At 64.0% G+C, this 26948-nt stretch carries 23 protein-coding genes; 14 read left to right on the top strand and 9 right to left on the bottom strand.

Annotated elements, in window-relative coordinates:
* Positions 1-29 precede the first annotated feature (29 nt).
* The 3 genes from NATPE_RS17505 to NATPE_RS17495 form a co-directional block, all read right to left on the bottom strand.
* Positions 30-1202: a YeeE/YedE family protein gene (locus tag NATPE_RS17505; RefSeq protein ID WP_006182924.1), complete on the bottom strand. Its 1173-nt coding sequence runs from the start codon at positions 1200-1202 to the stop codon at positions 30-32.
* Between the two features lie 236 nt (positions 1203-1438).
* On the bottom strand, positions 1439-1939 hold the full coding sequence (locus tag NATPE_RS17500) for a 2'-5' RNA ligase family protein (protein WP_006182923.1): 501 nt from the start codon (positions 1937-1939) through the stop codon (positions 1439-1441).
* A 48-nt stretch (positions 1940-1987) separates the two neighbouring features.
* Positions 1988-2173 (bottom strand): DUF7554 family protein, encoded by a 186-nt coding sequence (locus tag NATPE_RS17495; protein ID WP_006182922.1) that lies wholly within the window; start codon positions 2171-2173, stop codon positions 1988-1990.
* 84 nt (positions 2174-2257) lie between these two features.
* On the opposite strand from NATPE_RS17495, the gene NATPE_RS17490 reads away from it, so the two are divergent.
* From NATPE_RS17490 to argF, 10 genes are all read left to right on the top strand, one after another.
* Positions 2258-3379: a helix-turn-helix transcriptional regulator gene (locus NATPE_RS17490; RefSeq protein WP_006182921.1), complete on the top strand. Its 1122-nt coding sequence runs from the start codon at positions 2258-2260 to the stop codon at positions 3377-3379.
* 340 nt (positions 3380-3719) lie between these two features.
* Positions 3720-4919, top strand: a complete 1200-nt coding sequence (locus NATPE_RS17485) for an argininosuccinate synthase (protein ID WP_049804961.1) — start codon at positions 3720-3722, stop codon at positions 4917-4919.
* Between the two features lie 2 nt (positions 4920-4921).
* The gene (argH, locus tag NATPE_RS17480; protein ID WP_006182919.1) at positions 4922-6442 is read left to right on the top strand and encodes an argininosuccinate lyase; all 1521 of its coding nucleotides are present in this window, start codon (positions 4922-4924) and stop codon (positions 6440-6442) included.
* Positions 6443-6670: 228 nt separating this feature from the next.
* The gene (gene lysW / locus NATPE_RS17475; protein WP_006182918.1) at positions 6671-6835 is read left to right on the top strand and encodes a lysine biosynthesis protein LysW; all 165 of its coding nucleotides are present in this window, start codon (positions 6671-6673) and stop codon (positions 6833-6835) included.
* An 88-nt stretch (positions 6836-6923) separates the two neighbouring features.
* Positions 6924-7802 carry a lysine biosynthesis protein LysX gene (lysX, locus tag NATPE_RS17470; RefSeq protein ID WP_006182917.1) on the top strand — a complete coding sequence of 293 codons (879 nt, stop codon included), beginning with the start codon at positions 6924-6926 and terminating at the stop codon, positions 7800-7802.
* Entirely contained in the window at positions 7799-8875 is a 1077-nt protein-coding gene (gene argC, locus NATPE_RS17465; RefSeq protein ID WP_006182916.1) for an N-acetyl-gamma-glutamyl-phosphate reductase, read from the top strand. Before lysX ends, argC begins: the two co-directional genes overlap by 4 nt.
* A complete protein-coding gene (locus tag NATPE_RS17460; protein ID WP_015299251.1) occupies positions 8876-9748 on the top strand; it encodes an acetylglutamate/acetylaminoadipate kinase in 873 nt (290 codons plus the stop codon). It abuts the gene before it with no gap.
* Positions 9745-10893 carry an aspartate aminotransferase family protein gene (locus tag NATPE_RS17455; protein ID WP_006182914.1) on the top strand — a complete coding sequence of 383 codons (1149 nt, stop codon included), beginning with the start codon at positions 9745-9747 and terminating at the stop codon, positions 10891-10893. Before NATPE_RS17460 ends, NATPE_RS17455 begins: the two co-directional genes overlap by 4 nt.
* Positions 10890-11960 (top strand): [LysW]-lysine hydrolase, encoded by a 1071-nt coding sequence (locus NATPE_RS17450; protein WP_006182913.1) that lies wholly within the window; start codon positions 10890-10892, stop codon positions 11958-11960. The genes NATPE_RS17455 and NATPE_RS17450 overlap by 4 nt, the downstream gene beginning before the upstream one ends.
* 23 nt (positions 11961-11983) lie before the next feature.
* Positions 11984-12913, top strand: coding sequence for an ornithine carbamoyltransferase (argF, locus tag NATPE_RS17445; protein ID WP_006182912.1), 930 nt, complete (start codon positions 11984-11986; stop codon positions 12911-12913).
* 193 nt (positions 12914-13106) lie between these two features.
* On the opposite strand, the gene NATPE_RS17440 is transcribed toward argF, so the two are convergent.
* The gene (locus NATPE_RS17440) at positions 13107-13592 is read right to left on the bottom strand and encodes a hypothetical protein (RefSeq protein ID WP_006182911.1); all 486 of its coding nucleotides are present in this window, start codon (positions 13590-13592) and stop codon (positions 13107-13109) included.
* Positions 13593-13969: 377 nt separating this feature from the next.
* Positions 13970-15427: an IS66 family transposase gene (gene tnpC / locus NATPE_RS21545; protein ID WP_015298749.1), complete on the bottom strand. Its 1458-nt coding sequence runs from the start codon at positions 15425-15427 to the stop codon at positions 13970-13972.
* Positions 15428-15650: 223 nt separating this feature from the next.
* Here tnpC and NATPE_RS17425 point away from each other — a divergent pair, with 223 nt between their 5' ends.
* The 3 genes from NATPE_RS17425 to NATPE_RS17410 all read left to right on the top strand — a co-directional run bounded on the left by NATPE_RS17425 (position 15651) and on the right by NATPE_RS17410 (position 18837).
* On the top strand, positions 15651-16034 hold the full coding sequence (locus NATPE_RS17425; protein ID WP_015299250.1) for a helix-turn-helix domain-containing protein: 384 nt from the start codon (positions 15651-15653) through the stop codon (positions 16032-16034).
* 55 nt (positions 16035-16089) lie between these two features.
* Positions 16090-17367, top strand: a complete 1278-nt coding sequence (gene thrC, locus NATPE_RS17420; protein WP_006182909.1) for a threonine synthase — start codon at positions 16090-16092, stop codon at positions 17365-17367.
* Between the two features lie 543 nt (positions 17368-17910).
* Positions 17911-18837: a transcription initiation factor IIB gene (locus NATPE_RS17410; RefSeq protein WP_015299249.1), complete on the top strand. Its 927-nt coding sequence runs from the start codon at positions 17911-17913 to the stop codon at positions 18835-18837.
* A 90-nt stretch (positions 18838-18927) separates the two neighbouring features.
* Here NATPE_RS17410 and NATPE_RS17405 read toward each other — a convergent pair whose 3' ends face one another.
* Both NATPE_RS17405 and NATPE_RS17400 read right to left on the bottom strand, forming a co-directional pair.
* Complete coding sequence (locus NATPE_RS17405) at positions 18928-22446, bottom strand: LAGLIDADG family homing endonuclease (protein WP_006182906.1); 3519 nt, start codon at positions 22444-22446, stop codon at positions 18928-18930.
* An 86-nt stretch (positions 22447-22532) separates the two neighbouring features.
* Entirely contained in the window at positions 22533-23180 is a 648-nt protein-coding gene (locus NATPE_RS17400) for a DUF502 domain-containing protein (protein ID WP_006182905.1), read from the bottom strand.
* A 243-nt stretch (positions 23181-23423) separates the two neighbouring features.
* Between NATPE_RS17400 and NATPE_RS22815 the strand changes: the two genes are divergently transcribed.
* The gene (locus NATPE_RS22815) at positions 23424-23600 is read left to right on the top strand and encodes a hypothetical protein (RefSeq protein WP_006182904.1); all 177 of its coding nucleotides are present in this window, start codon (positions 23424-23426) and stop codon (positions 23598-23600) included.
* Positions 23601-24383: 783 nt separating this feature from the next.
* Here the strand turns inward: NATPE_RS22815 and NATPE_RS22415 are convergent.
* Together NATPE_RS22415 and NATPE_RS17390 are read right to left on the bottom strand one after the other, a co-directional pair.
* Positions 24384-24524, bottom strand: a complete 141-nt coding sequence (locus NATPE_RS22415) for a hypothetical protein (protein WP_157557362.1) — start codon at positions 24522-24524, stop codon at positions 24384-24386.
* A gap of 744 nt (positions 24525-25268) precedes the next feature.
* On the bottom strand, positions 25269-26747 hold the full coding sequence (locus tag NATPE_RS17390) for an IS66-like element ISNpe8 family transposase (protein ID WP_015298760.1): 1479 nt from the start codon (positions 26745-26747) through the stop codon (positions 25269-25271).
* Between the last annotated feature and the right edge of the window lie 201 nt (positions 26748-26948).

The following is a 26948-nucleotide window of genomic DNA, read 5'->3' as shown; positions in this document are numbered from 1 at the left end:
GGATCGGTTTGTAACTGGCGAACGGTTCCTCAGATGGCACAGCCGACTTCGCGGTAGATCCAGTGAGTCATCACGTAGACGCCGGCCACGATGCCGACGGCCGCGATGAAGGAGTGAATCGAGAGTTCGGCGATGCCGGAGTAGATGTTCCCGATGTTGCAGCCGGGGGCGAGACGGGAGCCGGCCCCCATCATGAGGCCGCCGACGACGGCGTTGGGGAGCCGGCGGCGCTTCGGGACCCGCACCGAGAAGTCCCCGCTCCAGAGGGCGGCGAGGAACGCGCCGACGATGACGAACGCGATCATCAGCATGTCGACGGTCACGCCGACGCCCTGGCCCTGGAAGAGGACCGAGCCCCAGTAGTCGAACGATTCGGCGTCGACGCCGGCCTGCGAGAGCAGATAGCCAGTCCATCGGGCCTCCGGACCCGTGACGCCGACGATCGATACCTGACTGAACCACAGCACCGCCGCGGCCGTGATCCCGAGCGCGGCGGTCCGGGGGTCCCACGGCCGCTTGCTCGAGGCGATCGGATCGCGCCACGCGCGGACGAGTCCGCGGAAGTACGCGACCGTCCCGCTGGCGAACCCGCGGAGCCCCGCGACGGGCGCGAGGAGGACGCTCGGGTTGAGCTGTGCTGCATCGGCGCGCTCGCCGAAGTCGGCGGTCGTCGATGCACGACCGGTCAGCGTCGCGTAGACGAGGACGGCGGCGACCGCGACCGCAAGCGCCAGCAGTCCGCCCGGGACGGACGTGAGTTCGAACAGGGTCGCGCCGGTCCCGAACGTGAGCGCGTCGAAGTACGTACTCTCGAGCGTCGGGAAGGCAACGGTGAAGCCGGCGTAGCCGACGCCCATGAACAGCAGGGTGAGCCAGAACTGCAGATAGCCCTCGCCGGCCCGGTAGAGCGTCCCGCTGGCACAGCCGCCGGCGTAGGTCATCCCCACGCCGAAGACGAAGCCGCCGAGGAGGCCGGTCAGCCCCCAGTCGGGCGTCCAGAACCCCTGATAGTAGCCGAGTTGGTAGGCGATACCCCAGAAGACCATGGTGAGAAGCGTCGCAGCGAGGACGCCCTTCGTGACCCGGGAGTCCTTGTACGCGAAGAAGTCACGGAAGGCGTTGACGAAACAGAACCGCCCCTTCTGGAGGAAGGCACCGATGGCGATTCCGACGACCGCTGCGACGAGTAGCGTTGCGACCACACCGTCACCAGCCGTTCCGACGACTTAACCCGCGGCCAGTCGGACAGGGCTTCCCGGACCACTGACGCCGTCCGCTCTCGAGACCGCCCAATAGAGCAGTCGAAAAGTGCTTCTCCCTCGGAAATCGCGCTCTCGCATCACCGTAGGTAGTTGCAGTATTTGTCGAGACCGACAGCCTGGGGTCCGAGTCTGTGTTCCGGCTGCTACGACCTGCCCGCTCGAGACCGCGTGGGGAGCTACGACGGCAGCGAAACGCTGCTGACCGGTAGCTTGTGGGTCCCGTCCCAGAACTCGAGTTCGCCGACCGTCCAGCGGACGGGCTCGATCTCCCGGTCGGCCAATCGCCGTGCCGTCTCGCGGTCGCCGCCGCGTGCGAGGGTCACGTGGGGGACGTAATCGCTGCCCTCGAGTCCCTCGACGGCGTCGAAGGCGTCGGTGAGGTCGGCGTGGATCCGCTCGAGCCCGGGGCTCTCGACGGTCAGGTAGACGACGGGCGCGGAGCCAAGCGGCGGGTCCGCGAAGTAGTCGATGCCGGTTACCGCGGCCTCGACGGCGGGCTCGCCCTCGAGCGCGCGGTGGGCTCGGTGTTGGAGCTGTGCGACGTGGTCGGCGTCGCCGAGTCGCTTGAGCAGACAGGAGTGGTCCTCGCGGACGGTCTCGAACCCGATCAGCTCGGGGTGGAGCCGGTTCGCCAGTTGCCGGACGCGACCGGGGAGAGGGACGTTGACGCTGTACACTTCGTTCGCCTTTCGTTCGAGACGGCTATCAGTTTGCTGGTCTCGACCTCAGAGCCGGTCGAGCAGCCAGAGGACGATCAGGACGGCGATCACCAACGCGATCAGCGGGCCCAGCAGACCGATAATGGTCCCGACGATCGCCTCGAGAACCTCGATAACGAGCAAAACGGCGAGCAGTCCGAGGACGATCTTCAGCAGCGTTTCGACCTCGAGTTCGCCGCGCGTGTCGAGCATACCCTCTAGTAGGCGTGACTGTCTCAAAAACGCACCGACGCGTTCGTCGGAAAACCTATCTGGACGGCTGAGGCATGTCCGATAATGGACGCGAGGGGGCTGCGAGCCCTGAGTATCGTGCTGGTGGTGGTTTGTTCGGTCGCCGCCGCGGCGGCTCCGATCGGTGCCGCGGCCGACCCGGGGAGCCGACCAGCGGCGCTGCAAGCGGAGGACGAACTGGCCCTCGAGGACGCCGATCAGATCGTGATGGACGTTTTCATCGCGGAAAACGGCTCGGCGCTGGTCACCGTCGACTACCAGTTCCGCTACGGCGAGAACGGGACGTCCGAGGCGGCGTGGGAACGGCTGCGGACGGACGTCGAGTCCGACACCGAGTCCTACGTCGACGCGGAGCGGACCAAGTGGAACGACACCGTCGCCGACGGGGCGAACGAGACCGGGCAGAACATGTCGCTGTCGAACCTCTCGATCGCGACGGAAAACGAGACCGCACTACAGAGAATCGGCCACGTCGAGGTCTCTTTCCGCTGGGAATCGTTCGCGGCCGTCGAGATCAACCAGCTCACGGCGGGGCCCGCACTCTCCGGGTTCACGCTGGACGACGACACGCGATTGCAGTTTCGCTGGCCGGCCGGGTACTCGATCTACGAGAACGACGGGCAGCCCCAGATCGATCCGTCGCCGAGCAATCGGACCGACGACATGGTCATCTGGCGGGGGAGCGAGGTCGACTTCTCTTCCGAACAGCCGTGGGTCGTCCTGATCGAGGACGGCGGTTCGAACGCGAACACGACCGCGACGCCCTCGAACGAGGGGCCGACGATGCCGTGGACGATCGTCGTTCTGGCACTGGCCCTGCTCGCGGCCGTCGGCGCAGGCGGGTGGCTGCTCGGCCGCGAACGGACCGCCGACAACGGGAGCAACCGCGAGGCCGAACGGCCGACACAGCCCGACGGATCGACCGGTTCGGCGTCGAACGCCGCCGACAGCCCGCCACCGGAACTGCTCAGCAATGAGGAACGCGTCCTCCGACTGCTCGAAGAACGCGGTGGTCGGATCAAACAGCAGGCGGTGGTCTCGGAACTGGGCTGGACCGAGGCCAAGACGAGTCAGGTCGTCGGCGACCTGCGCGAGGCCGACGAGATCGAAGTCTTTCGGATCGGCCGGGAGAACGTACTGTCCCTGCCCGAAGCGGACGAGGAGTAGCCGGCCACCTCATCGACGAACCGCTCGCGGCGTGTCGGCACAGTCGTCGCCGAACCGAACTCGGAAAGGTTTTAATACTGGGGTTCCCCATTCCGTACCAATGAGCCACTCCGTCGGCACCACGCTCGCCCTTCTCGGTACCGACGGGACCGTCGCTCGGCGGCGACCGCGACGACTTCGACGGGCCTTTTGAGCCCGTCTACCCTTTCACTCCACGTCTCCGATTCGTTCCATCGATCCCGAAACTGCAGATTTTTCGGTTAGCAGACGCTCTACCGGTTATTTTCAAACACTAAACCAATGGGCTTAAGGCCGTCCGCTGGTGTCGTTCGAGTACGACATGACCCGCGTTGCACTCGCGTTCTCGGGCGGCCTGGACACGACCGTCTGTGTCCCGCTGCTCGAGGAGGAATACGGATATGACGACGTGATCGGCGTTACCGTCGACGTCGGCCAGCCGGCCGAAGAGTTCGACGAAGCCGAAGAAACCGCCGAGGCGCTCGGCCTCGAACACTACGTCGTCGACGCGCGAGCGGAATTCGCTCAACTCTGTCTCGAGAGCGTTCGCGCGAACGCGACCTATCAGGGCTACCCGCTCGGCACGGCGCTTGCCCGTCCCGTGATCGCGGAAGCGATCCTGGAGGTCGCAGAGGAACAGGACTGCACCGGCATCGCCCATGGCTGTACCGGCAAGGGCAACGACCAGCTGCGTTTCGAGGCCGTCTGGCGCAGTTCCGATCTCGAAGTGATCGCCCCCGTTCGCGAACTCGGACTCACCCGCGAGTGGGAACAGGAGTACGCCGCCGAGCGCGACCTGCCCGTCGAGGGCGGCAGCGGCGGCGACTGGTCGATCGACACCAACATCTGGAGCCGCTCGGTCGAGGGCGACGCCCTCGAGGACCCCAACTACGTCCCGCCGCGTGACATCTACGCGTGGACCGACGAGCCCGGCACCGAGACCGAGGAGATCGAGATCGCCTTCGAGAACGGTTACCCAGTCGCCGTCGACGGCGAGGAGTACGAGCCGGTTGAACTCATCGAATACCTCAACGACCTCGCCGGCAGTTACGGCGTCGGCCGCACCGACATGATGGAAGACCGCATGCTCGGGCTGAAGGTCCGCGAGAACTACGAACACCCCGGTGCGACGACGCTGTTGAACGCCCACGAAGCGCTCGAGGGGCTCGTCCTGACCCAGGAGGAGCGCCAGTTCAAACAGCAGATCGACCAGCAGTGGTCCCAGAAGGGCTACGAGGGCCTGATCGACGCGCCGCTTGTCAGCGCGCTCGAGAGTTTCATCGACGAAACCCAACAGCGCGTGACCGGGACGGTCACGATCCGCTTCGAGGGCGGCCAGGCGCGTCCGGTCGCTCGCGACAGCAAGTACGCGGCCTACTCGGCCGAACACGCCTCCTTCGACACCGAGACGGTCGGGAAGATCAAACAGGAGGACGCGACCGGCGTCGCGAAGTACCACGGCTTCCAGCGCCGCCTCGCGAACGAGGCCATCGCCGCGAACGCGACCGACGAGGACGAGTAAGCATGACCGAGGAGAGCGCTCACGAGGGCGGCGCGGCCGAACGGGCGATCGCGACGGACGGCGGCGAGCCGACTGACGGCGCGGACGACGAGAGCGTCGTCCGCCGGGACCGCTTCAGCGGCGGCCCCGCCCGGAGCTTCCTCTCCTCGCTCGCGGCCGATCGGCGCATCTTCGCGGCCGACCTCGAGGTCGACCGCGCTCACACCGTCATGCTGGCCGAGCAGGGCATTATCGGCGAGGACGTGGCCGGCGAGATCCTGACCGCGCTGGACGCCATCGAGGTCGACGGCCACGGCTCGCTGCCCGACGGCGAGGACGTCCACGAAGCCATCGAGACCGCAGTCATCGAACGCATCGGTGCCGAGGGCGGGAAGATGCACACCGCCCGCTCGCGCAACGACGAGGTCGCGGCCTGCATCCGCTATCGCCTGCGCGAGGACGTCCTCGAGGCGATCGAGACGACGCTCGCGCTGCGCGAGTCACTGATCGACGTCGCCGACGATCACCGGGAGACGATCATGCCCGGCTACACCCACCTCCAGCCAGCCCAGCCGACCACCGTGGCCCACTGGGCGCTGGCCTACGAGGGCGCGGTTCGCCGCGACACCGAACGCCTGCTCGAGGCCTACGCGCGGATCAACGAGTCGCCGCTCGGCGGCGCGGCCTTCGCGGGAACGACGTTCGATATCGACCGCGAGCGGACGGCCGACTTGCTGGGCTTCGAGGGTGTCGTCGAGAATTCGATGGACGCCGCCTCGAGCCGCGATTTCCTGCTCGAGACGACCCAGGCACTGTCGACCCACGCGACGACGCTGTCGGGGCTGGCGGAGGACGTGATCATCTTCGCGAACCGCGGCTTCGTCGATCTGGCGGACGACTACTCCTCGACGTCGTCGATCATGCCCCAGAAGAAGAACCCGGACACGCTGGAGTTGGTCCGCGCGGTCGCGGGCGACGCGGCCGGCGACGTTCAGGGGCTGACGACGACGCTGAAGGGGCTGCCCCGCGCGTACAACCGCGACCTGCAGCGGGCGACGACCCACGCCTGGGAGACCGTCGACGCGGTGACCGAGGCCAGCGAGGTCGCGGCCGGCGCGGTCGCCACCGCCGACTGGAACGAGGAGACGCTGGCTGCCGAAGCCGGTGCGGGCTTCTCGACGGCGACCGGCGTCGCGGACCTGCTGGCGGCGAACGGGTTGCCGTTCCGGACCGCCCACGAGTTGGTGGCCATCGCTGCCGAGGGCGGTGCGGACTACGACGCCCTCGAGGCCGCGGCTCAGGAGGTCCTCGGCGAGTCACTCGAGGCCCACGTCGAGCGCGAGGCGGTCGAAGCGGCCCTCGATCCGGTCGAGAGCGTCGCGAGCCGCGACTCGCAGGGTGGACCCGCCCCCGAGGCGGTCGCCCCGCAACTCGAGGCCGCACGGGAGTCGCTGGCGACCGACGCCGACGACCTCGCGGCGTTGACCGACGCGCTCGAGGCCGCCCACGAGCGATTGCGCTCGGAGGTGAACGGCTATGTCTGAGGTCGTCAGTTCGCCAGTGGCGGCGGAACACCGGCCGCAATCGCCCCCCGCCGACCGGCCGGTACGACGACGATCCCCGCGAGGGGATCAATTACCGAACACATGATATGTCAAAATAGACTTGCGGTAATGTAGCTCCGACGGACCGTTAGCGTGGCGTGCAGATAATGTAATTTTGCTGTTAAGTTCGAAGGCTTTAAGGGATCCCGGCACCCACGTTGGGGTACAATGACCGAATGTGTCGAGTGTGGGGCTGAGGTGTCCCTCCACGACGATCTGGAAGTGGGAGAAATCGTTGACTGTACGACCTGCGGTGCCGAGCTGGAAGTCGTCGATACCGAGCCGCCAGTCCTCGAGCAGGCCCCCGAGCTGGAAGAGGACTGGGGTGAGTGACCTTGCAGACGGCTGGGAAACTGCCGTCCTCCGCTGCGACGGTTCGCGGGGCGCGTAGCGCCGCGACCCACAATCAGAGGTGGCTCGCGTGAACGTAGGCATACTCTACTCACGGATTCGCAAAGACGAGAAGCTCCTGCTCAACGAGCTTCGCGAGCGCGATCACGAGATCACGAAGATCGACGTCCGCAAGCAGACCTTCGACATTGCGGACGCGCCCGCGGCGTTCGACGGCCTCGACATCGTCGTCGACCGCTGTCTCGCCACGAGTCGGAGCCTGTACGCCACGCAGTTCTTCGAATCGTACGGCATCCCCGTGGTCAACAGCCACGAGACCGCCGACGTCTGTGCGGACAAGGTAAAGAACAGCCTCGCGCTCGAGGACGCGGGCGTCCCGACCCCCGCGACCAAAGTCGCGTTCACCAAAGAGACCGCGATGGAGGCCATCGAGGACTTTGGCTACCCCTGCGTCCTCAAGCCGGTCGTCGGCTCGTGGGGGCGTCTGATGGCCAAGATCGACTCCGAGTCGGCCGCCGAGGCCATCCTCGAACACAAGGCGACGCTGGGCCACTACGAACACAAGGTGTTCTACGTCCAGGAGTTCGTCGAGAAGCCCGGCCGGGACATCCGCGTGCTGGCGATCGACGGCGAACCCATCGCCGGGATGGTCCGATCGTCGGACCACTGGATCACTAACGCCGCGAAAGGCGCGGAGACGGACGTCTTCGAGATCGACGACGAGGCGCTGGATCTCGTCGAACGAGCCACCGATGCCGTCGGCGGCGGGCTGCTCGGGATCGACCTGATGGAGACCGCGGACGGCTACACCGTCCACGAGGTCAACCACACCGTCGAGTTCAAGGCCCTCGACGAGGCCGTCGAGACCGACGTCGCCGGCACCGTCGTCGACTGGCTCGAGGCCAAAGCACAGGCCGCCGATCCGGAACTCGAGGTGTCGGCCCAATGACGGTGGGCGGCGATATCGGTTCCGCGCCGGACGCCGAGGCGGTCACCGCGAGCGTCATCGGTGGCAGCGGCTTCACGGGCGGCGAACTGCTCCGGCTGCTCGCCGGCCACCCCAACTTCGAACTCGTCGAAGTCACGAGTCGCTCGAAGGCCGGCAAGAGCGTCGGCTCCGTCCACCCGCCGCTTCGCGGGTCGGACCTGCGCTTTACCGAACCCGACGACCTCGAGTCGGTCGACGTGCTGTTCGCCGCGACGCCCCACGGCGTTTCGATGGGGCAGATCGACGAGTTCTTCGACATCGCCGACACCGTCGTCGACCTCTCGGCGGACTTCCGCCTCGAGAGCGAGGCCCAGTACGACGAGTGGTACGACGGCCACGAGGCCCCCGAGTACTTAGAGCAGGCCGAGTACGCGCTCCCCGAGATCAACCGCGAGAACCTCGCGGGCGCCGAACTCATCGCGGGGGGCGGCTGTAACGCCACCGCGACCATTCTGGGGCTCTACCCGCTGTTCGAACACGGGATCTTGGAGGGCGGCGAGCAGATCGTCGTCGACGTGAAGGTGGGGTCGTCGGAGGGCGGTGCCGGCGGCGGCGAGGCCTCGAGCCACCCCGAACGCTCGGGCGTCGTTCGCCCGTACGCGCCGACGGGCCACCGCCACGAGGCCGAGATCGAGCAGTTCCTCGACACCTCGGTCGCTTTCTCCTGCCACGCCGTGGACATGATCCGCGGCGCGAGCGCGACGAACCACGTCTTCCCCTCGGGGCCGGTCTCGAAGGGGGACCTCTGGCAGGCCTATCGGGGCTGCTACGAGGACGAGCCGTTCGTCCGCATGGCTGCCGGCGGCTCCGGTGTGTATCGGTATCCGGAGCCAAAGGCGGTCGCCGGCACCAACCTCGCCGAGGTCGGCTTCGAACTCGATCCCTCGAACAAGCGCATCGTCGTCTTCTCGGCGATCGACAACATGATGAAAGGCTCCGCGGGGCAGGCGGTCCACGCCGCCAACGTCGCCCTGGGCCTCGAGGAGACGGCCGGACTCGAGTTCACGGGACTGCACCCCGTGGGGGCACCGTAAATGACTGTAGTGGTCAAGATCGGCGGCGCACGCGCTGTCGATCCCGAAGGCGCGCTTTCCGACGTTGCCTCGCTCGTCGAGGACGGCGAGGACGTCGTGTTGACCCACGGCGGTTCGACCGCCGTCGACGAAACGCTCGAGGACCTCGGCAAGGAGCCGACCTACGTCGAAACGCCCGGCGGCGTCGTCGGGCGCTTTACCGACGAAGAGACGATGGACGTCTTCAAGATGGTCATGCCCGGCAAGCTCAACACCGATCTGGTCGAGAGCCTGCACAACGAGGGCGTCGACGCGGTCGGGCTCTCGGGCACCGACGGTAAGCTCCTCGAGGGCAAGCGCAAGTCCGCCGTCCGCGTCAAAGAGGACGGCAAGAAAAAGATCAAGCGCGGCGACCACTCGGGGAAGATCGAGTCGGTCAACGCCGACCTCCTCGAGACGACGCTTGCGGGCGGCTACACGCCCGTCGTCTCCGTTCCCATGCTGGGCAAGGAGAAGTCGGGCGGCTACACGGCAGTCAACGCCGACGCCGACCGCGCCGCGGCCGCCATCGCTGGCGCGCTCGAGGCCGACCTCGTGGTGCTGACCGACGTCTCGGGGATCTACGAGGACCCCGACGACGAGTCCACCAAGATCGACTCGGCGTCGACCCCCGAGGAGTTCGAGGCCGTCAAGACGGCGGCTGAGGGGTTCATGACGAAGAAGGTCATGGCCGCCGAGGAAGCCCTCGAGGGAGGCGCGGCTTCGGTCACCGTCGCGACGGCAAACGCCGACGACCCGATCTCGAGTGCGCTCGCGGGCGAGGGGACGACCCTCGAGCCCGGCGTGCTCGAAGACGAGACCGACGACGAAACCGCACAGGAGGCCGACGAATGAGCGACCTCGATTTCATCTCCGGAAGCAAACCGATCGGTATCGAACGCGGTGAGGGGCCGTACCTCTACACCGACGACGGCACGGAGTATCTCGATGTCGGCGCGAGCTACGCCTGCACGCCGCTGGGCCACTCTCACCCCGCGGTCGTCGACGCGGTACAGGAGCAGGTCGCCGACCTGACGTTCGTCGACTCCTCCTATCCCGTCCAGTCGCGTGAGGACGCCTACGCCTCGCTCGTCGCGGCCGCACCCGACGGCCTCGAGTCGGCCTGGTTCTGTAACTCCGGGACCGAGGCCAACGAGGCCGCCTTGAAGTTCGCCCGCTCGGCGACCGGCGACTCGAAGATCGTCGCCGCGACCCGGAGCTTCCACGGGCGCACAATGGGATCGCTCGCGGCTACCTGGAAGGACAAGTACAAGAAGCCCTACGAGCCGCTGGCCGGCGACGTGGAGTTCGTCCCCTACGGCGACGGCGAGGAACTCGCGGCCGCCGTGGACGACGAGACCGCGGCCGTCATCCTCGAGCCGATCCAGGGCGAGGGCGGGATCAACGTCCCGCCCGCGGGCTACCTCGAGACCGCCCGCGAGGCCACCGAGGAGGCCGGCGCGGCGCTCGTCCTCGACGAGGTCCAGACGGGAATGGGCCGCACGGGCGAGATGTGGGCCTGCCAGAACGCGGGCGTCACGCCCGACGTGTTGACGACGGCGAAAGGGCTCGGTAACGGCCTGCCCGTCGGCGCGGTCGCGGTGCAGGACTGGATCGCCGACGGCGCGGCCTCGCACAACGCCACGTTCAGCGGCGGTCCCGTGGTCGGCGCGGCCGTCCACGCGACGATCTCGACGCTGGTCGAGGCGGAGTACCCCGCCCACGCCGCCGAAGTCGGCGATTATCTGGTCACGGAACTCGAGGCGGCACTCGGCGATTCGGTACGCGAGGTCCGCGGCGAGGGCCTGCTCGTCGGCGTCGAGTTGAAACGCGGTGCGAACCGCGTCGCTCGCGATCTCGCGATGAACCACCAGGTGCTGGCGCTGCCGGCCGGTCGAACCGTCCTCCGACTGCTCCCGCCGCTCGTGATCGAGCGGGCCGAGGCCGATCGAGTCGTCGACGCGATCGCCGACGCTCTCGGAGCGACCGACGACTCATGAGCGCAAATGCCCACCCCTCGAGCGACGTGTCGGCCGCCGAGGCCCGCGAGTTGCTCGTCGATCTCGTCTCGATCCCCTCGCCGACCCGCGAGGAACGCGAGGCGGCCAAACGGCTCGTGGACTTCTTCGAGGCCCATGACCGGGAGGTCTGGATCGACGCAGTCGGGAACGTCCGTGCGCCGGCGGACGATTCCGTCCTCCTGACCTCGCACATCGACACCGTCCCCGGGGACATCCCCGTCGAGGTCGAGGAGACCGGCGACGACGAGATCCTCTGGGGCCGTGGCAGCGTCGACGCGACGGGGCCGCTCGCCGCGATGGCGGCCGCCGCCGTTCGCACCGGCGTCTCCTTCGTCGGCGTCGTCGGCGAGGAGGTCGACTCGAAGGGGTCGCGCTACCTGGTTGACGACCGCGACGAGGCACCGGCGGCCGTCGTCAACGGCGAGCCCTCCGGCGCCGACGGAATCACGCTGGGATATCGCGGCCTGATCGCCGGGACGTACGTCGCGACCAGCGAATCCGGTCACACCTCGCGGCCGGACCTGAACGCGATCCAACACGCCGTCCGCTGGTGGTCGGCCGTCGAGGAGTACTTCGAGGGCGACGAGTACGAACCGGTCTTCGAGCAGGTGACGACCAAGCCGGTCGACATCGAGGGCGGCGTCAGCGACGACGGCCTCTCCGTCGAGGCGACGATGGACGTCCAGTTGCGCGTGCCACCGGCCCTCGACGTCGGAACCGTCCGCGAGGCCGCCGAGGCCGAACTCGAGGTCGGGACCGTGACCTGGAAGGACAAGGTCCCGCCGGTGATGATGAGTTCGCGAACGCCGGTCGCCCGGGCGTTTCGGGTCGCCATCCGGAAGGAGGGCGACGATCCGCGTCTGGTGCGCAAGACCGGCACGAGCGACATGAACATCTACGCCGGGGCCTGGGACTGTCCGATGGTCACCTACGGGCCGGGCAACTCGGACCTCGATCACGCGCCCGACGAGCGACTGTCGCTGTCGGAGTTCGACCGATCGGTATCGGTTCTCGAGCGCGTCGCACGGACGCTTAGTGAGCAATAACGTTTCAGACGAGCTATCATACCATGACAACAGCAACGAACGAGACGGAGCCGAGACATTTCCTCGACGTCGACGACCTCTCCGAGGCGGAACTGCTTGCAGTGCTGGACAGGGCCGACGAGTACAAACGCGCCGTCGACGCCGGCGATGACCACGCGGACCTGTCGGGCCAGACCCTCGGGATGCTCTTCCAGAAGGCGAGTACCCGTACCCGGGTCTCCTTCGAGACGGGCATGACCCAACTCGGCGGGCACGCGATCTTCCTCGGGGAAGACGACATCCAGCTCGGTCGGGGCGAACCGCTGAAAGACACCTCGCGTGCGCTCTCGCGGTACGTCGACGCCGTGATGGCCCGCGTGTTCAAACACGAGAACGTCGAGGTACTCGCGGAGTACTCTTCGGTACCGATCGTCAACGGCCTCACCGACGACGCCCACCCCTGCCAGACGCTCGCGGACCTACAGACGATTCGCGAACACGAGGACGGCTTCGAGGACGTTTCGGCGGCCTGGATCGGCGACGGCAACAACGTCGCCCAGTCGTTCGCGCTCGGTTGTGCGCTGACCGACATCGACCTGACGATCGCGACGCCGGAGGGGTACGAGGTCGACGGCGAGGTCCTCGAGCGGGCCCGCGAACTGGGCGGCGATCCGACGGTCACGACCGATCCCGTCGAGGCCGCCACCGACGCCGACGTCATCTATACGGACGTCTGGATCTCGATGGGCCAGGAGGACGAACGCGACGTCCGGATGAACGACTTCGAGGGCTTCCAGGTCAACACGGACCTGCTCGAGAACGCCCCCGACGCCTCGGTCATGCATTGTCTCCCCGCCCACCGCGGCGAGGAGGTTACGGATGACGTCATCGAGGGCGATCGGTCGATCGTTTTCGACCAGGCCGAGAACCGACTGCACGCGCAGAAGGCGTTGTTGAGTTGGCTGCTGGAGTAGGTCACCCACGAGCGCAGCGAGTGGGCTTTTTGGTCCAGATTTTTGCGCGAGTGGTCAGCGTAGCTGACCCGAGCGGAAAAAGGTGGCCACGGAGGCGTTGTTGAGTTGGCTGCTCGAGTAGGCGTTTGATCACGAACGGAGTGCGGGCGGTTTTTGATCCGGGTTTTGTGTGACCGAAACGGAGTGCCGAATCTCAGCCACGGTAGGTATCCAGCCGCGGGACGACGGCCGCGTACACGACTCCGAGGCCGAGACCGTAGACGATGTGATCGACGATCGGGCCAGCCGCCAGCGGATCGATCGGCGTCGACATCGAGAGCAGGTGTGGCGCGAGAACGAGGTTCCAGCCGATGACGATGTTGCCCAACCACAGGGCGACCCCGTAGCCAAGGCCAAGGACGGCACCCGTGGGAATCGATTCCGAAAACGGCCGCAGCCGGTGGTGGTAGACGATCAGCCCGTATCCGGTCGCGAAGACGGCGCTGTATCCGATGTGGAGGACCCACCACAACTGCATTTCGGGCAGCGTCGTGAGGACGCCCGTGGTCGGTCCGATATCGGCAATGATCGTCAGAGCCGGCCGAATCACTCCGACCAGTCCCCCGAGAAGGACTGCGTACGGCCAGTACGAGTGGACGACGAGCGATCGGTCGGCGTGGTGAGCATGGTCAGTCGACATACGCGATGCTTGGGATCGGATTCGAATATACGTCCAGTGACGTTTCCATATGCTGGGAACGAGCGCCCGGCAACCGGCCTCCGGCCCGTTGAACCGTGGCAGTATCATCCCACCTGAACGTCCCTGCTACTGATCACACGGTGGCTACCCGGCCGGCCGAACCGACCCGCTGCTCGGGGCTTCCCGCTCCGTGACCGTCAACCGGTGGCCCGCTCCACTTCCGATTAATCGGTTGTTTCTCCGATATAACGTCTCCCATACCTGTTGAAACGTAAGGAAGTATTATACTTCGGGTGGTGGTCGGTGAAATTTACAATGTGGTTTCGATTCGTAGTAGTTGGATAGCGTGACTATAATTCACTGCTCGGTGATGCCTCTCACCCTGAGCTGAGTTCTTCTCCACCGAGGATAGACTGGAGCTGTTCGGGCGGATCTAGTCCTCGTCGTTTCCACGTGGCCAACATGGTCGTGATCGTCTCGTGAATCTGGACCCCTTCGGCTGAGCGGAGGGTCCGGAACATCTTCCGCAGCACAACTTGCTCGCGCAGAGCGCGCTCTGCGCGATTATTCGTCGAATCGACATCTGGCTCTGTAACGAACGTCAGCCAGTGCCCTAACCCGTTCCTGATCTTCTCGATCAGCTTCTTGACCTCCTGTGCCTCGTAGTCTTCCCTGATCAGGCCTTCCAGATGTAACGACGCCTCCGCCCGCTTTTGCTCGCGGGCGGAGGCGGACGGATCCTCCTCGTCGAACGCCGTTAAATCGTCGTGGAGAGCGTGTAACTCCTCAGACAACCTCTCTGCTTCCTCGTACCGTTCAGCAACGTACTCCGCCTCCCGCAACAGATGTGCCCAGCACCGCTGGAGCTTCGTGTGATAGCTCGGATACGCTGACCAACCGTCACAGCTGAGCGTTGAGTCCTCGGCGAAGTCCTCGCCGAGGACGTCCTCTAACACCTGGCTTCCACGACTCTCATCAACCCAGAACAGCACTTCTTCGTCAGTAACGAACGTCCACGCCCAGTGTTGCTCTCCGTCAACAGGAAAGCCCGTTTCATCGCAGTAGACGACGTCACTTTCCTGAATACGGGCTTTGACATCGTCATACGCGGGTCGCAGCCGGTCTGCGACCCGCTTGGTCAGGTTGTAGATCGTCCGATGAGAGATGGGTGTATCGAGCTCCCAGTCAAACAGCTCCGCCTGTTTACGGTTTGGAAGTCGCTGATGGAACCTACCGAGGGCGGTTTGGGCCATGATATTTGGCCCAAACCGCCCGGTTTCCGGGCAGTCAGGATGTTCAGCAACGACTTCGTTTCCACAGGAACAGCGGTGTTTGCCGAGTTCGTACTCGACGACAGTGGTTGGAATAGGGAGAGGTATGTCGATAATCGTCCGTGAGATGTAGCTGTCCGGGTTAGAGAGGATTTGCTCACAGTCTGGGCAATATCCCTGATCGACTCGAATAGTCTCCTCTGGTTCCGGAGGCGGTCGAGTTGTTCCTTCGTGACCTTCGTCACGTCCTGGAGAGGAGTCGCTGGCGGCGTCAGCGTCGCCGCCAGCGTCGTCCCCTTGGTCTTCGTTCTCTTCCTTGTCGCTGTCACCGTTGCCAGGTGATCCAGCCGCGCCACCCTGCTTACTGGGTGGTGTGTTTGGGTTTTCGTACCGCTTGAGGCGAGTCTCAAGTACCTCTATCTGCTGTTGCTTTACAGCGAGTTGACGACGGAGAAGGCGGTTCTCGAGCTTTTGGACTACGAGTTGCTGGCGGAGATGCGTACTGTTCTCGGTGCGGATCGCGGAATCTATCGATTCCGGCGATCCGCCAATCCCCAGCGACACACTTGGTTCACCATTGAGAGACCATTCATGAGACTGCTACGAAATCGGTCTGACGGCAAATCGCTATCCAACTACGATTCGTACTCGCCGTACTGCTCATGCTACTGGGGCCGACGGCGGTACTCGTCGTCTACCTGTTGTAGCGGGATGAAACCGACGGCTGGAGCCGTCCGTGAGCATCGACTGCAACGGGTATTTTGAGACGCCCGCCCATAGGGGTAATATGGCCGAGCCCCCCCAGCATCGCCTCGGAGAACTGATGGAGGAATCGAACCCGGCGTTCGAAGCGGTGATGAGTTGCGTGTTTGGGATCGAGGATCACGAGACACGGACCTATCTCGTCCTGTGTGATCGGCCCGGGAGTACGATCGCGGAACTGGCCACGGCCCTCGAGCGCGACCGGAGTACGGTCAACCGGTCGCTGTCGACGCTCCGGGACCGCGGGCTCGTGTACCGGGACCGGCGGCTGCTCGACGGCGGCGGCGACGTCTACCAGTATACGGCCACGTCGCTGCCCGAGGCCAAGGCGATGCTCCACGAGGCCCTGGACGCCTGGACCGCGACGGTCCACGACGTGATCGACGAGTTCGATGACGGGGCCGACTGAGACATCCACCGTGGAATCCACCCACTTTTTGCCCCTGCGGTCCTCCCCTCCGACAATGAGTCTCAGTCTCTCGGCCGAGCAACCCGACCAGCCTGCCGACGCCGACGAGGGCGTTTGGCTCGAGTGCATCGAGTGCGGCGAAACCTTCGCTCCGTTCGACGACGTCCGCTACACCTGCGACGACTGCGATGGCCTCCTCGAGGTCCGCTACGCCGAGCTGCCGACGTTCGACGACTTCGAGGGCGAGGGTGTCTGGCGCTATGCCGATGCCCTGCCGTTCGAGGCCGGCGTCTCGATTCAGGAAGGGGCGACCCCGCTGTACGAGGTCCCCCGTCTCGAGGACGAGATCGGGATCGAAGCGCTGCGGATCAAACACGAGGGGATGAACCCGACGGGGTCGTTCAAGGACCGCGGCATGACCGTCGGCGTCAAGGTCGCAAAAGAACTCGGCGTCGGCCGACTGGCCTGTGCTTCGACGGGCAACACCAGCGCCGCCCTGGCCGCCTACGGCTCCCGTGGCGGAATGCAGACGCTCGTCCTCTTGCCCGCGGGCAAGGTCGCCGCCGGCAAGATCGCACAGGCCAGCCTCCACGGAGCCCGCATTCTCGAGGTCGACGGCAACTTCGACGCCTGTCTCGACATCGTCCAGGAACTCGCGGGGCAGGGCGAGGCCTACCTGCTGAACTCGCTGAACCCCTTCCGGCTCGAAGGGCAGAAGACGATCGGCCTCGAGATTCTCGAGGGCTTTCTCGCCGACTACGACGCCGTCCCGGACCGAATCGTGCTGCCGGTCGGCAACGCCGGCAACACGTCGGCGCTGTACAAGGCCTTCCGCGAACTCGTCCAGGCCGGCGCACTCGACGAGGACGACGTCCCGAAACTGACCGGCGTGCAGGCCGAGGGGGCCGCGCCGATGGTCGAAGCGGTCGAGAACGGGGCCGACGAAGTACGGCGCTGGGAGGACGTCGAGACCCGCGCGACCGCGATCCGGATCGGGAACCCGGTCAACGCGCCGAAGGCACTGCCCGGTATCCGGGAGACCGACGGAACCGCCGTCGCGGTCTCCGACGAGGAGATCACCGAGGCCCAACGGGACATCGCTGCCGAGGGGATCGGCGTCGAACCGGCCTCCGCAGCCTCCGTCGCCGGCCTGCGAAAACTCCGAGCCGAGGGGATCGTCGACGACGACGAACGCGTCGCCTGTCTGACCACCGGCCACCTGCTCAAAGATCCCGACGCTGCCGCTGCGGCGGGGAGCGAACCCAAATCCGTGCCGGCCGACACTGAAGGAGTCCTCGCGAGTCTTGCGAGTGAGGGCTCGTCGGATCGATAGATCCGACGGCGTCCTCGACCATCTCCAAGAGTAACGTCGGCCGGATGCACGACCGACGTCTGACGCGTCTGACACCCGACTGACTGACCTTTTTCCGGGCCAGCGTCGAACCCGCAGGCGAGCCATGTCCGTCGAACGAGGTCCGACCCAACCCGCCGTCGACGAACCGACGCGTATTACTCACCGGAACCGGTCCGTTCGAGCCGATCCACGCCGGTGTCGTCCTCCGGTCGAGTCCATCGACCAGACAGCCTCCTGTGAACTGCCGCTGTCCGCTCGGATCGAGCGAACTCGACTTCGACTCCGAATCGCCGCACTCGAGCGACTCGTCGCGAGGAGCGAAACGCGCCGACAGGCCGTCATCGACCGGTACGAACGGGTGTTAGCGGATCGAGACGATTCGACCCAGGACGCCGCAGCTTCGTCGTCGTCATCGCTGCTGGCTCAGCTACGCAGCCTCTGATCCTGTCCTATTTAATTCAAACAGTCCTACATTTTAAATATCAGGGGTTGTCAATTTGTTGTAGGGAGAACAAATAACCGATGGCAGATACGGCTGCAGTCTGTCCCGAATGCGATGGCAGATTACGGCAGAGAGGTACCGAAATCGTGTGTGAGGATTGCGGACTCGTCTCCGGCGAGGATTCGATCGATCGCGGCCCGGAATGGCGGTCCTTCGAGGACGAGGACACCGATCGACGACGGACCGGCGCGCCGCTTACCCGCTCGAGACACGATCGTGGGCTGTCGACGGAGATCGGCTACGGCTCCGGCTCCGATTCGGGATACAGCTCCCGGCTGACCGGCCGGAAGCGTCGACAGATCGCTCGCCTCCGAAGGGAACACAATCGCGCACGCATCTCCTCGAAAGTCGAACGGAATCAGGTCTACGGGTTCGCCGAAATCAGACGGATTACCGCCTCGCTCTCGCTGCCGGAATCGGCCAGAGAGCAGGCCTGTGCCCTCTTCGAGTCCGCACAGTCCGAGGGGCTCTTTCAGGGCCGTTCGCTCGAGGGGTTCGCGGCCGCCGCCATCTACGCGACCTGCCGGACCCGGTCGATCGCCCGGACGACCGACGAGATCGCCGAGACGGCCCGCGCCGACGGCGACGAACTCTCCGTCGCCTACGACGCGTTGAACCGCGAACTCGGGCTCCCGACCGGGCCGATCGATCCCGCCGAGTACCTGCCGCGATACGCCTCGAAACTCGAGGTCGGAACGGCCGTCGAGCAACGCGCCCGCGATCACGTCCAAACTCTGCTCGAGTCGGGACGGATCGGCGGGCGAAACCCGAGCGGCGTTGCGGCGGCCTGTCTCTACAAAGCCGCCGGGGAACGCGAGGACTGGCCCACGCTCACGCAGGCCACGGCGGCCGAGGTCGCCGACGTCGCGCCGGTGACGATCCGGTCGACCGTCGTCGATCTCAGGGAACTCGGGTCGGCCGAACTGGTATCCGCTCCGTCGGACTGACCGGCAATCACCGTTTCTCGGTGCCGAGTGGCAGTGGCACCTCGCTCGGCGCGTAAAAACACTCTCGTCCCGTTCAGCGGCCCCGCTCGATCACGTCGTCCGGAGCGTATTCGTACTCGGTTCGTAGACCTCGCCTTTCTGTTTGAGCTTGTCGATCTCGTGTTCGGCCTTTGATTGGTCCATGCCGATCTCCTCGGCCCGCTCCATGACGATGTCGACCGGCGCGCCGTCGTCGTACTCCTCTTCGATGTCCCCGATGAGCTGTTTGAGGTTCTTGATCCGATCGCGCTGGGATTTCGAGGTCCCGGCTTCGACGATGTCAGCGTCGAACTCGCCGGTCTCGGGGTCGACGCCGACGTCTTGTAGACACGAGCGGACGATCTCGATGACCCGCTCGGCGTCCGCCTCTTCGACCGTATCCGAGAGCCGCACGCGGGCGCTGGCCTCCGAGAGCCGCACGAGCGCCTCGAGCTTTCGGGCCGTGACCGGCACCGCGGCGTCCTCGTCGGTCCCTTTCGAGCGCAGATCGACGTAGAAATCCCGGATCGCGTTGCGGGCCGCCTCGGTCATCCGCGGGTGGCAGTTCTGCTTGGCGTAGGCGATGTATTTCCGCAGGAGTTCGGCGTCGATCTCCGGATCGACCTGGTCGGTCATCTCGTCGATCTCTCCCTGACTGACCTCGAGACTGGACATCTCCTCGCGCTGGGTGGTCAACTCGCCGGCGTAGTTGGTGGTGATGATGTGTTCCGCGAGGTTGCGGTCTTTCTCCTCGTCGGGCGTGTCCGTCACGGTAAAGATCAGGTCGAACCGCGAGATCAGGGCCGGCTCGAGGTCGATCTGCTCGCTGATCGGTTCGTACTGGTCGAACCGGCCGTACTTGGGGTTTGCCGCACCCAGCAGCGAACACCGGGACTTCAGCGTGGCGTTGATGCCGGCCTTCGAGACGGAGATCTTCTGTTGCTCTAAGGCCTCGTGCATGGCCGACCGGTCTTCCGGTCGCATCTTGTCGAGTTCGTCGATGGCCGCGATCCCCTGATCGGCGAGGACGAGCGCGCCGGCCTCGAGGCTCCACTGCTGGCCGTCGCCGAAGTCGTCGCGAACGGCGGCGGCGGTGAGACCTGCCGAACTGCTCCCCTTCCCGGAGGTGTAGACGGCCCGCGGCGCGATGTTCTCGATGTATGCGAGCATCTGAGAGTTGTGCGAAACGACGCCGTTCGAGATGTAGTTGTGGGTCCCGTCGACCTCGAGGTCGTATACCCAGTCGTAATCGGGATCGACTTCGTCGATGGACTCGATCCGTTCCCAGCAGATATCTCCGTCGGCGAACTGCTTGAGAGCAGTGACGTCCTTTGCTACTGTTCCTCCGTCAGTCAGAACTGCGCCCTCGTTCGGATGTTCACTTTTCGGTAACGCATCTTCGAAAGCCGAAACGACCCGGCGGAGACTGTCTCGGCTCGGATTTCGTGATCCCCGTTCGTAATGCTGGTACGTCGACCGGGGGAGCCCACATTCGGCCTGTGTGATCGAGAGCGCTTCACGAATTCGTCGAAGCTCCGTTCCGAGATTCGGGATGATGTCGAGATTGGTGTTCCCGTCCGTGTCAGCGTACTGTCGCGCGGTCCGCTGTTTCCGCTGGGTTACGAACCCGATATTGGAAACGTATTTCTCGAATTCATCGCCGCTTATTCTGAGCCGGTAACTCCCGTTCTGTCGGTCGTGAAGCTGTGAACGAATCCCCAGTGAGAGAAGCAGCGTCCTCACGTTTTCGAGGAGTTCACGACTCGTCGAGGCAGCAGTTATCTCTCGTTGAGATTCCGAGACGTGCCCTTCTCCTTCGAGGAACGCTTTGAGGAATTCGGATCTGATCGACTCGGTGGTCCGGAAAATCGGATCGGGAACGCATTGATTGTCCGAGGACTGTAGAAGCTGTTCTGCTAATGTGTCGAGGAAGCTTACGAATTCGCCCGCTGAACAGAGCAGTTCGCGTGCGTCCTTGGACTCATGCGGGTCCCGTTCAGTAACATTCAGCCCCAAGTCCGCTAGTGCATTCGCTGCGTCATCTAACACTTCTCTATCGTTGTTCGTAATCGAAACGAAGCCTGTCTGATCGTCTCGCTGCTCGACGTATCCTTCTGCAACGATGTATCCGATTAGACGTGCCAGTGATGGAGTCCATTTCTCGGGCAAATCAAGCTGCACCGCATTTCGGGACTTGGATCGCCGGAAATCAACTTCAAGGGTATCGTCGCTGTTCGTCTCGACACTTCGTGGGGTTGCGATAAACTGTCCCTCGTTGAGTTCATCAGCAACGATCGGCGTGAATCGTCCGTCCTGTTGGACGAACAGGGGATGCGACGGTGTCACCTCGAGTTCCCGCCCGCCTGCAGTCCGGAGTCGATACATCCGGTCGGGAGCCTCTCGTTTCCAGACCTTTGTCGCACGCTGTGGATCGATCTCCCCGTTTTCCTGTAAGGAGGGGACGTCGATATCGATCTCGTCGTACCAGCCGTCATCGATCGGTTTCGGATTGTCGAGGTTCGATTCGACAAGGTCGCGGATAGGCACGTCACGGCCGTCCGCGAGCGTGACCTTCGTATCGCCGCGGACGCACTTCCCCGTCCCGGGGTCCCCGATCAGAAGCATATGGAGGTCGCCCCGGATCCGCGAGCCATCGGGTAACTGCTTCGTGACGCCCGAAAACAGCTGGAGGATCATCGAGAGCTTCTCCTGATCGTAGCCGTAGATCGAGGGGGCGATAGAGGCGACCATCTTCTCGTAGATGTCTTCGGAACTCGAGAGACGGACGATCTCCTCTTTGTCCTCGCCGGTAATATCCATGTCCTCGAACTGCTCTTCGTCGATCTCGACGGACATGCCCTCCATGTAGAAGTCGAAGACGGGCGACGGGTCCTGCTGGTCGCCCTGTTGCTCGAGGCGGAGAACGCCGGTCGCGGAGACGTGGTCGCCGGGGGTAACCTCGCCGGTGATGTCGTCCTCGATGTTGATATCGAGGGCCTGTGGCGTCTCGCCGCCGCGGAGTCCCTCGGGACTCTCCTGGACGCGGAGCTTCTGGGAGTCGACGAACTCGGACTGGTCGAAGTTCACGCGGAAGGGACCCTGCCGCTCACAGCCCTGACATTCGTGGGGTTCCTGGAAGTCGCCGCTTGACTGGGGGACCCGCGTGAGGGTGCCACAGAGCTGGCACTCGAAGGCGGCCTCTTCGATCTTCGGGCGGACGTCGGTGGCCTTGCGGACGATGCCGTGGACCTGCACGAGGGAGTTCATATCGCGGGCGCGGATCTCGCGGATCTCGGGCGACTCCGTTTCCGGGAGGTTCCGCACGCGGACGTGGGCCTGCCCGAGGCTCACGTCGATCGGGAGGTCGTACAGCCGCAGCGCCTCCTCGGCGTATCGTTGCAGCTGTTCGGGCTGGTTGATGAAGTCGTCGGCAAGATCGGGATCGAACCGGTAGAGGTCCTGCCAGTCGACGTGCAGCGACCGCTGCTCGTTGGGGTACTGCTGGGCAAGCTGCTTGATCTCGCTGTCGTAGTAGTTCCGGAAGAACTGCTCGAAAGAGTCGACGAGTTCGGAGTTTCCCGCTTGCGCCATTGCACACCGCTAGGGCCGCCATCGGGTATAAATGGTCGTATACCGGGGCGAAACTGGTCCCGGACAGTCACGTCGCCTGCCGCCGCTCAGTCGCCGGCTTTGGCCTCGCCGAGGCTGTCGGCGGCCACGCCGAGCGTCGCGATCGACCGGAACGCCTCCTCGACGGTCAGGTCCACCTCGTGGACCTTCTCGGCGGGCATGTGCATGACGTAGCCGTTCGTGGCGGGGTTGGGCGCGAGCGGGACCATCAGCGTCACCATCTCGTCCTCGCCCGCGCTGGCCTCGACCATGGGGGGTGTCTCGGCCGTGAGAAAGCCGAGCATGTACGCACCCTCGTGGGGAAACTCGACGAGTTTCACGTCCTGGAACTGGTCGGACTCGTCCTCGACGAGCAGTTTGCTGGCGCGGCGAACGCTCTCGTAGACGGTGCTGACGCCGGGGATCGTCTCCATCGTCGCGTGGACCCGCTTGGAGAGGTAGGTTCCGGGAGTGTATTCCGCGACCAGTCCGACTAGCAGGAAGACCCCGATCACCGACGCGAGCGTCGCGAACTGGATCACCGGCACCGGCGGCTCGTCGGGCCAGACGTAGGTGATCCCCGCGATCACCGGTGCGAGGGCCCCGAGGATGAAATTGAGGACGATCGAGACAACCAGTAGCGTCGCAACCAGCGGAATCGTGATGACGACCCCGTTGATGAACAACCGCTTGACGCTCGAGGCAGGATCGGCCATGCGTCCTGCCACTTGCGGTGACGCCGAAACCGTTGGGCTTGCGGGCGGATCAAGCACGGACCTGTGCCGGTCGGAGTGTGTCCCACACAGTCATGTGTCTGGCCGCTGCGGGCTCCGGTTCCGTGGGTCGGCACTCGGCCGTGGCCGCCGGCTCGAACAGATCGTTCTCGCGGACGGTCCGCTTTGGGCCCCCTTCACATTTTGGAACGACAGTGATTGCGATGGAGGGCGTTGTTGGACTCGATGTCGACACACTCCGACCCGACGCGAGCCGCGGTCCGCTGTGAGGGCTGTGGCGTGATCCTCGTCGCGGAAATCACGGGCGACGACTCGATCCGTCCGCTCGGTACCAGCGAGGACTGCGTCTGCGGCGACGGGAGTTTCGTTCGGCTCGAGCGACCCGCGACGGTCGCGCACTGACCCGGTCTGTCGGTCGGTTCCGTCGCAGTCGGTCGCCGTCCTCTGTCCTCAAGCGTTCATTGGTCACAAACACCAGTGTCCGCGTTCCGGAAATCGAACAGTATCGTACTGGGCTGGTTTGTGTGGACATTCGTTTCCCTTTAATGTACAGACTGCACCTATTGCGCTAGCAGGAATCTTTATTATTGAACGGACGATACAGTAGTGTGAGGTGATGACAACGAACACAGACACGACCAATGTAGCACCGACCCGCCCACTGTGGCCATTGTGACCGCTTGTCCATACACCCTCGTGGTTTGACACTGGACGCCGCTTGTTCCCGCCGTGGAACGCCGCTATCCACGGTCGTTTACCCCGTCTGCGTTTTCGTCCGTCCCGTCGAAGCGCCCGCTATCGGCATCTCCTGTTCCTCCCGTGATCGTCGGTCGCCGTCACACTCGAGATCGCGAGACGGTCCCGTCTCGAGCGTTCGATCGCTACCGGCCGGCTCGAGCGACTCGGCCGTTCGGTATCGTGACCGCGATCGTAGCCACTGCGAGTCATTGCATATCCGATCGCACGACGGCTGTGTGATCGGTGTGTACCCGTAGAGTACGGCGATCTGCCCCACCTCTGGACAAGAGTGATTGGTTCCATCGAATGGGTACCAAACCGGGGCAGATCACGCGACTCTTGCAAGCGTTCCTACAAAACCCCTCTCATTTACTGCCGGTGAACGACTCGTCCCCGCGCGGGTACTGGTCTCCTGTCGATACGTGTCGGCGGTTCCCGGTCGAAGAATCAGAACCCGAGCGACACCAACCCGTAGTAGTCGGTGACGACATCGACCGCCCCGTACGCTACCGCCAGGATCACAGCCGCACAAAGCAGGAGGAACAGCACGACGAGAGAGACGATATACGTGAGACTCTCGGAGTCCATACTACTCGATCAGCGACTCTCCGACAAAAACGTGGTGTTGATCCGGTTCCGGGATCGCCTTGGGGTCATCCGGCGCATCTGGGACACAGCGGACGTAGCTCGGACCCTGTGATTTTCGGCACTGTCGGCCTCGAGACTCCCAGCAAGCGCTTTTCGCACGAAGCGCGACCCGGTTCCGCCGGCGTTGCCGTCGCTATTGGTCGGATTCACGGACTCGTCCACACGCCCCCGAAATCCGCGTGCTTTCGACTCACTGAACGGCCCCGTTTCAGTCCGACAACGACGGGCCCCTGTGGTCCAGTCGTACAGAACAGTGTCTCGAGTGGCGGTTCGGCTCGAGAGTTGCACACGCGGTGTCGTGACTCGTGTGTATATTCGGGGATCGGGTTCTGGCGACGTACATCCTCAGGGAGAAGAAAACATAGATAGGGCTACCGTTGGTCCAGTAGTAAATAACACTCGAAGAATACCCATCTGACTCAATTTGGCAGATTGATTCCTATCATGGAGTTACTCTTTTATACTGAGTAACTATATTTCCATACAAGTCGGAGCATATCATTTATCATGATTAAACCAAATGCTGTTGGGTTGTTCTATTGTGAGGCAAGTGGTGATATTGATGAGGTTGACGCAGAAGTAATAAGAATTCTAGTTGGGGATGACCTCAATGAGTATAGTGCTGTTCGTGAAGTGGCTGGTCAGCTCTTAGGTCGATTACAGGGTAAAGATTTTCGTACGTGTTTACCCCGAGGTCTCAACAACCGGCACAGTCTGCTCTCGTGAGATCATTTCGTTGTCGTGGACAACCCGCGTAAGTTCCTCGTATGGGTTGCGTCCCTGCTGGCGCCACGTCGCCAGCAGGGACAAGATCGTCTCGTGAACGAACATGCCACGGTCGTTCCGGAGTGTTCCGATGATTTTCCGGAGAACAACAGGTTCACGAAGGGCGTTTTCTGCGGCATTGTTCGTCGGGGAGACCGCTGGCTCACCGACGAAGGTGAGCCAGTGGTCGAGTCCACCTTCGATCTTCCCGAGGAGTGTTGCCACTGGTTCGTCGGTCACTGACCGCTCAACGAGCGATCTGAGGCCGTCCTGACACGCTCGATGCATCTGTGCTCTCGCACGAGGATCTGGGTCGGTCTCCAGCCACGACTGGAGACCGACGAACATCTGCTTGAGATACCGGTACACCGGTTCTGCCTCCTCGTGGTCACTAGCAACGTCTTCAGCCTCCCGGAGAAGATGTGCCCAGCACCGCTGAAGCGTACTGCTGAACGCTGGATACGCCGTCCACCCATCACAGATGACCGTTCCCGCGAAGTCCTCGCCAAGGACTTCCGCGGGAACATCACTCCCACGACTCTCTCTGACCGCGTACAGCGTATGCTCGTCCGTCCGAAACGTCCAGATCCACGCTTGGTCACCGTCACGCTTGATGCCGGTTTCGTCAACGTGGACGATTTCAGCCTCCTGAATCTCTCGACGGATCTGCTCGTACTCACAGCGACCGGCGCGCGCAGCGCGCTCGGTCGCGTGCCACGCGGATGCACCTGAGAGTTCGAGTCCGTGAAGTTGCTCGAAGCGGTCCGTGATTTTCCGGTAGGGAAGGCGGTGATCGTACCGTGACAGGGCAGATTGCGCGATGACGTTCACCCCGAACTGCCCCTCATCGGGGCAGTCGGGGTGAGTCGCAACCGTCTCAGTTCCACAGGAGTCGCATTGGTAGCGGTGTCGGTTGTACTGGGTGACTTCTGGTGGCTGTGGATCCGGGACTTCCTCGACGAGTCGGGGGCTGACGCCCACCGACTCGTCGAAGTGGTCGCCACACTCGGGACAACAGTCAGAGGTGACCTCGATTTCTTCATCAGGATCGGGCGGAGAGCGCCACTCCGGGTTGTGACCGTCCTTTCGACCGGGAGTACCACCATCAGTTCGGACATCGTCGTCTTCGTCGTCCTGCGAGGTCGGGGACTCGTCGGTCCCCGACCGTCGCTTACTGGGTGGAGTGTGTGGATTCTCGTACTTCCGGAGACGTGTTTCGAGTTCTTCGATCCGCTCTTGCTGCTCTTCGATCCGCTCTTGCTGCTCTTCGATCCGTTCGTTCTGTTCCTCGATCCGCTTGTCCTTCTGGGCAATCTTCTCTTCCAGCTCGTCGATTCGCTCCTCCATCTGGAGAAACCGCGAGAGGAGTTCGTCCTTGGAGAGATCGTCCCAGCTCATCGATTCCACCTCGAAACGACGACAGCAGGGCCGACGGGATGGTCTCCGGGCAGCGGAGACCATCCCTGAGAATGTAGACTGACTCCCTGCTGACAGACCATGTATCTGTCACAGGCCACCACCTACGAGACAGTGACGAAATCAGACGGGGCTAAACACGTACAGATTTTCTAAGCCAGAAGAGCGCTCGAGTGCATAAGT

Origin of the sequence: Natrinema pellirubrum DSM 15624, from assembly GCF_000230735.2 — an archaeon.
GTDB lineage: Archaea > Halobacteriota > Halobacteria > Halobacteriales > Natrialbaceae > Natrinema > Natrinema pellirubrum.
This window is presented reverse-complemented; position numbering and strand designations above follow the sequence as displayed.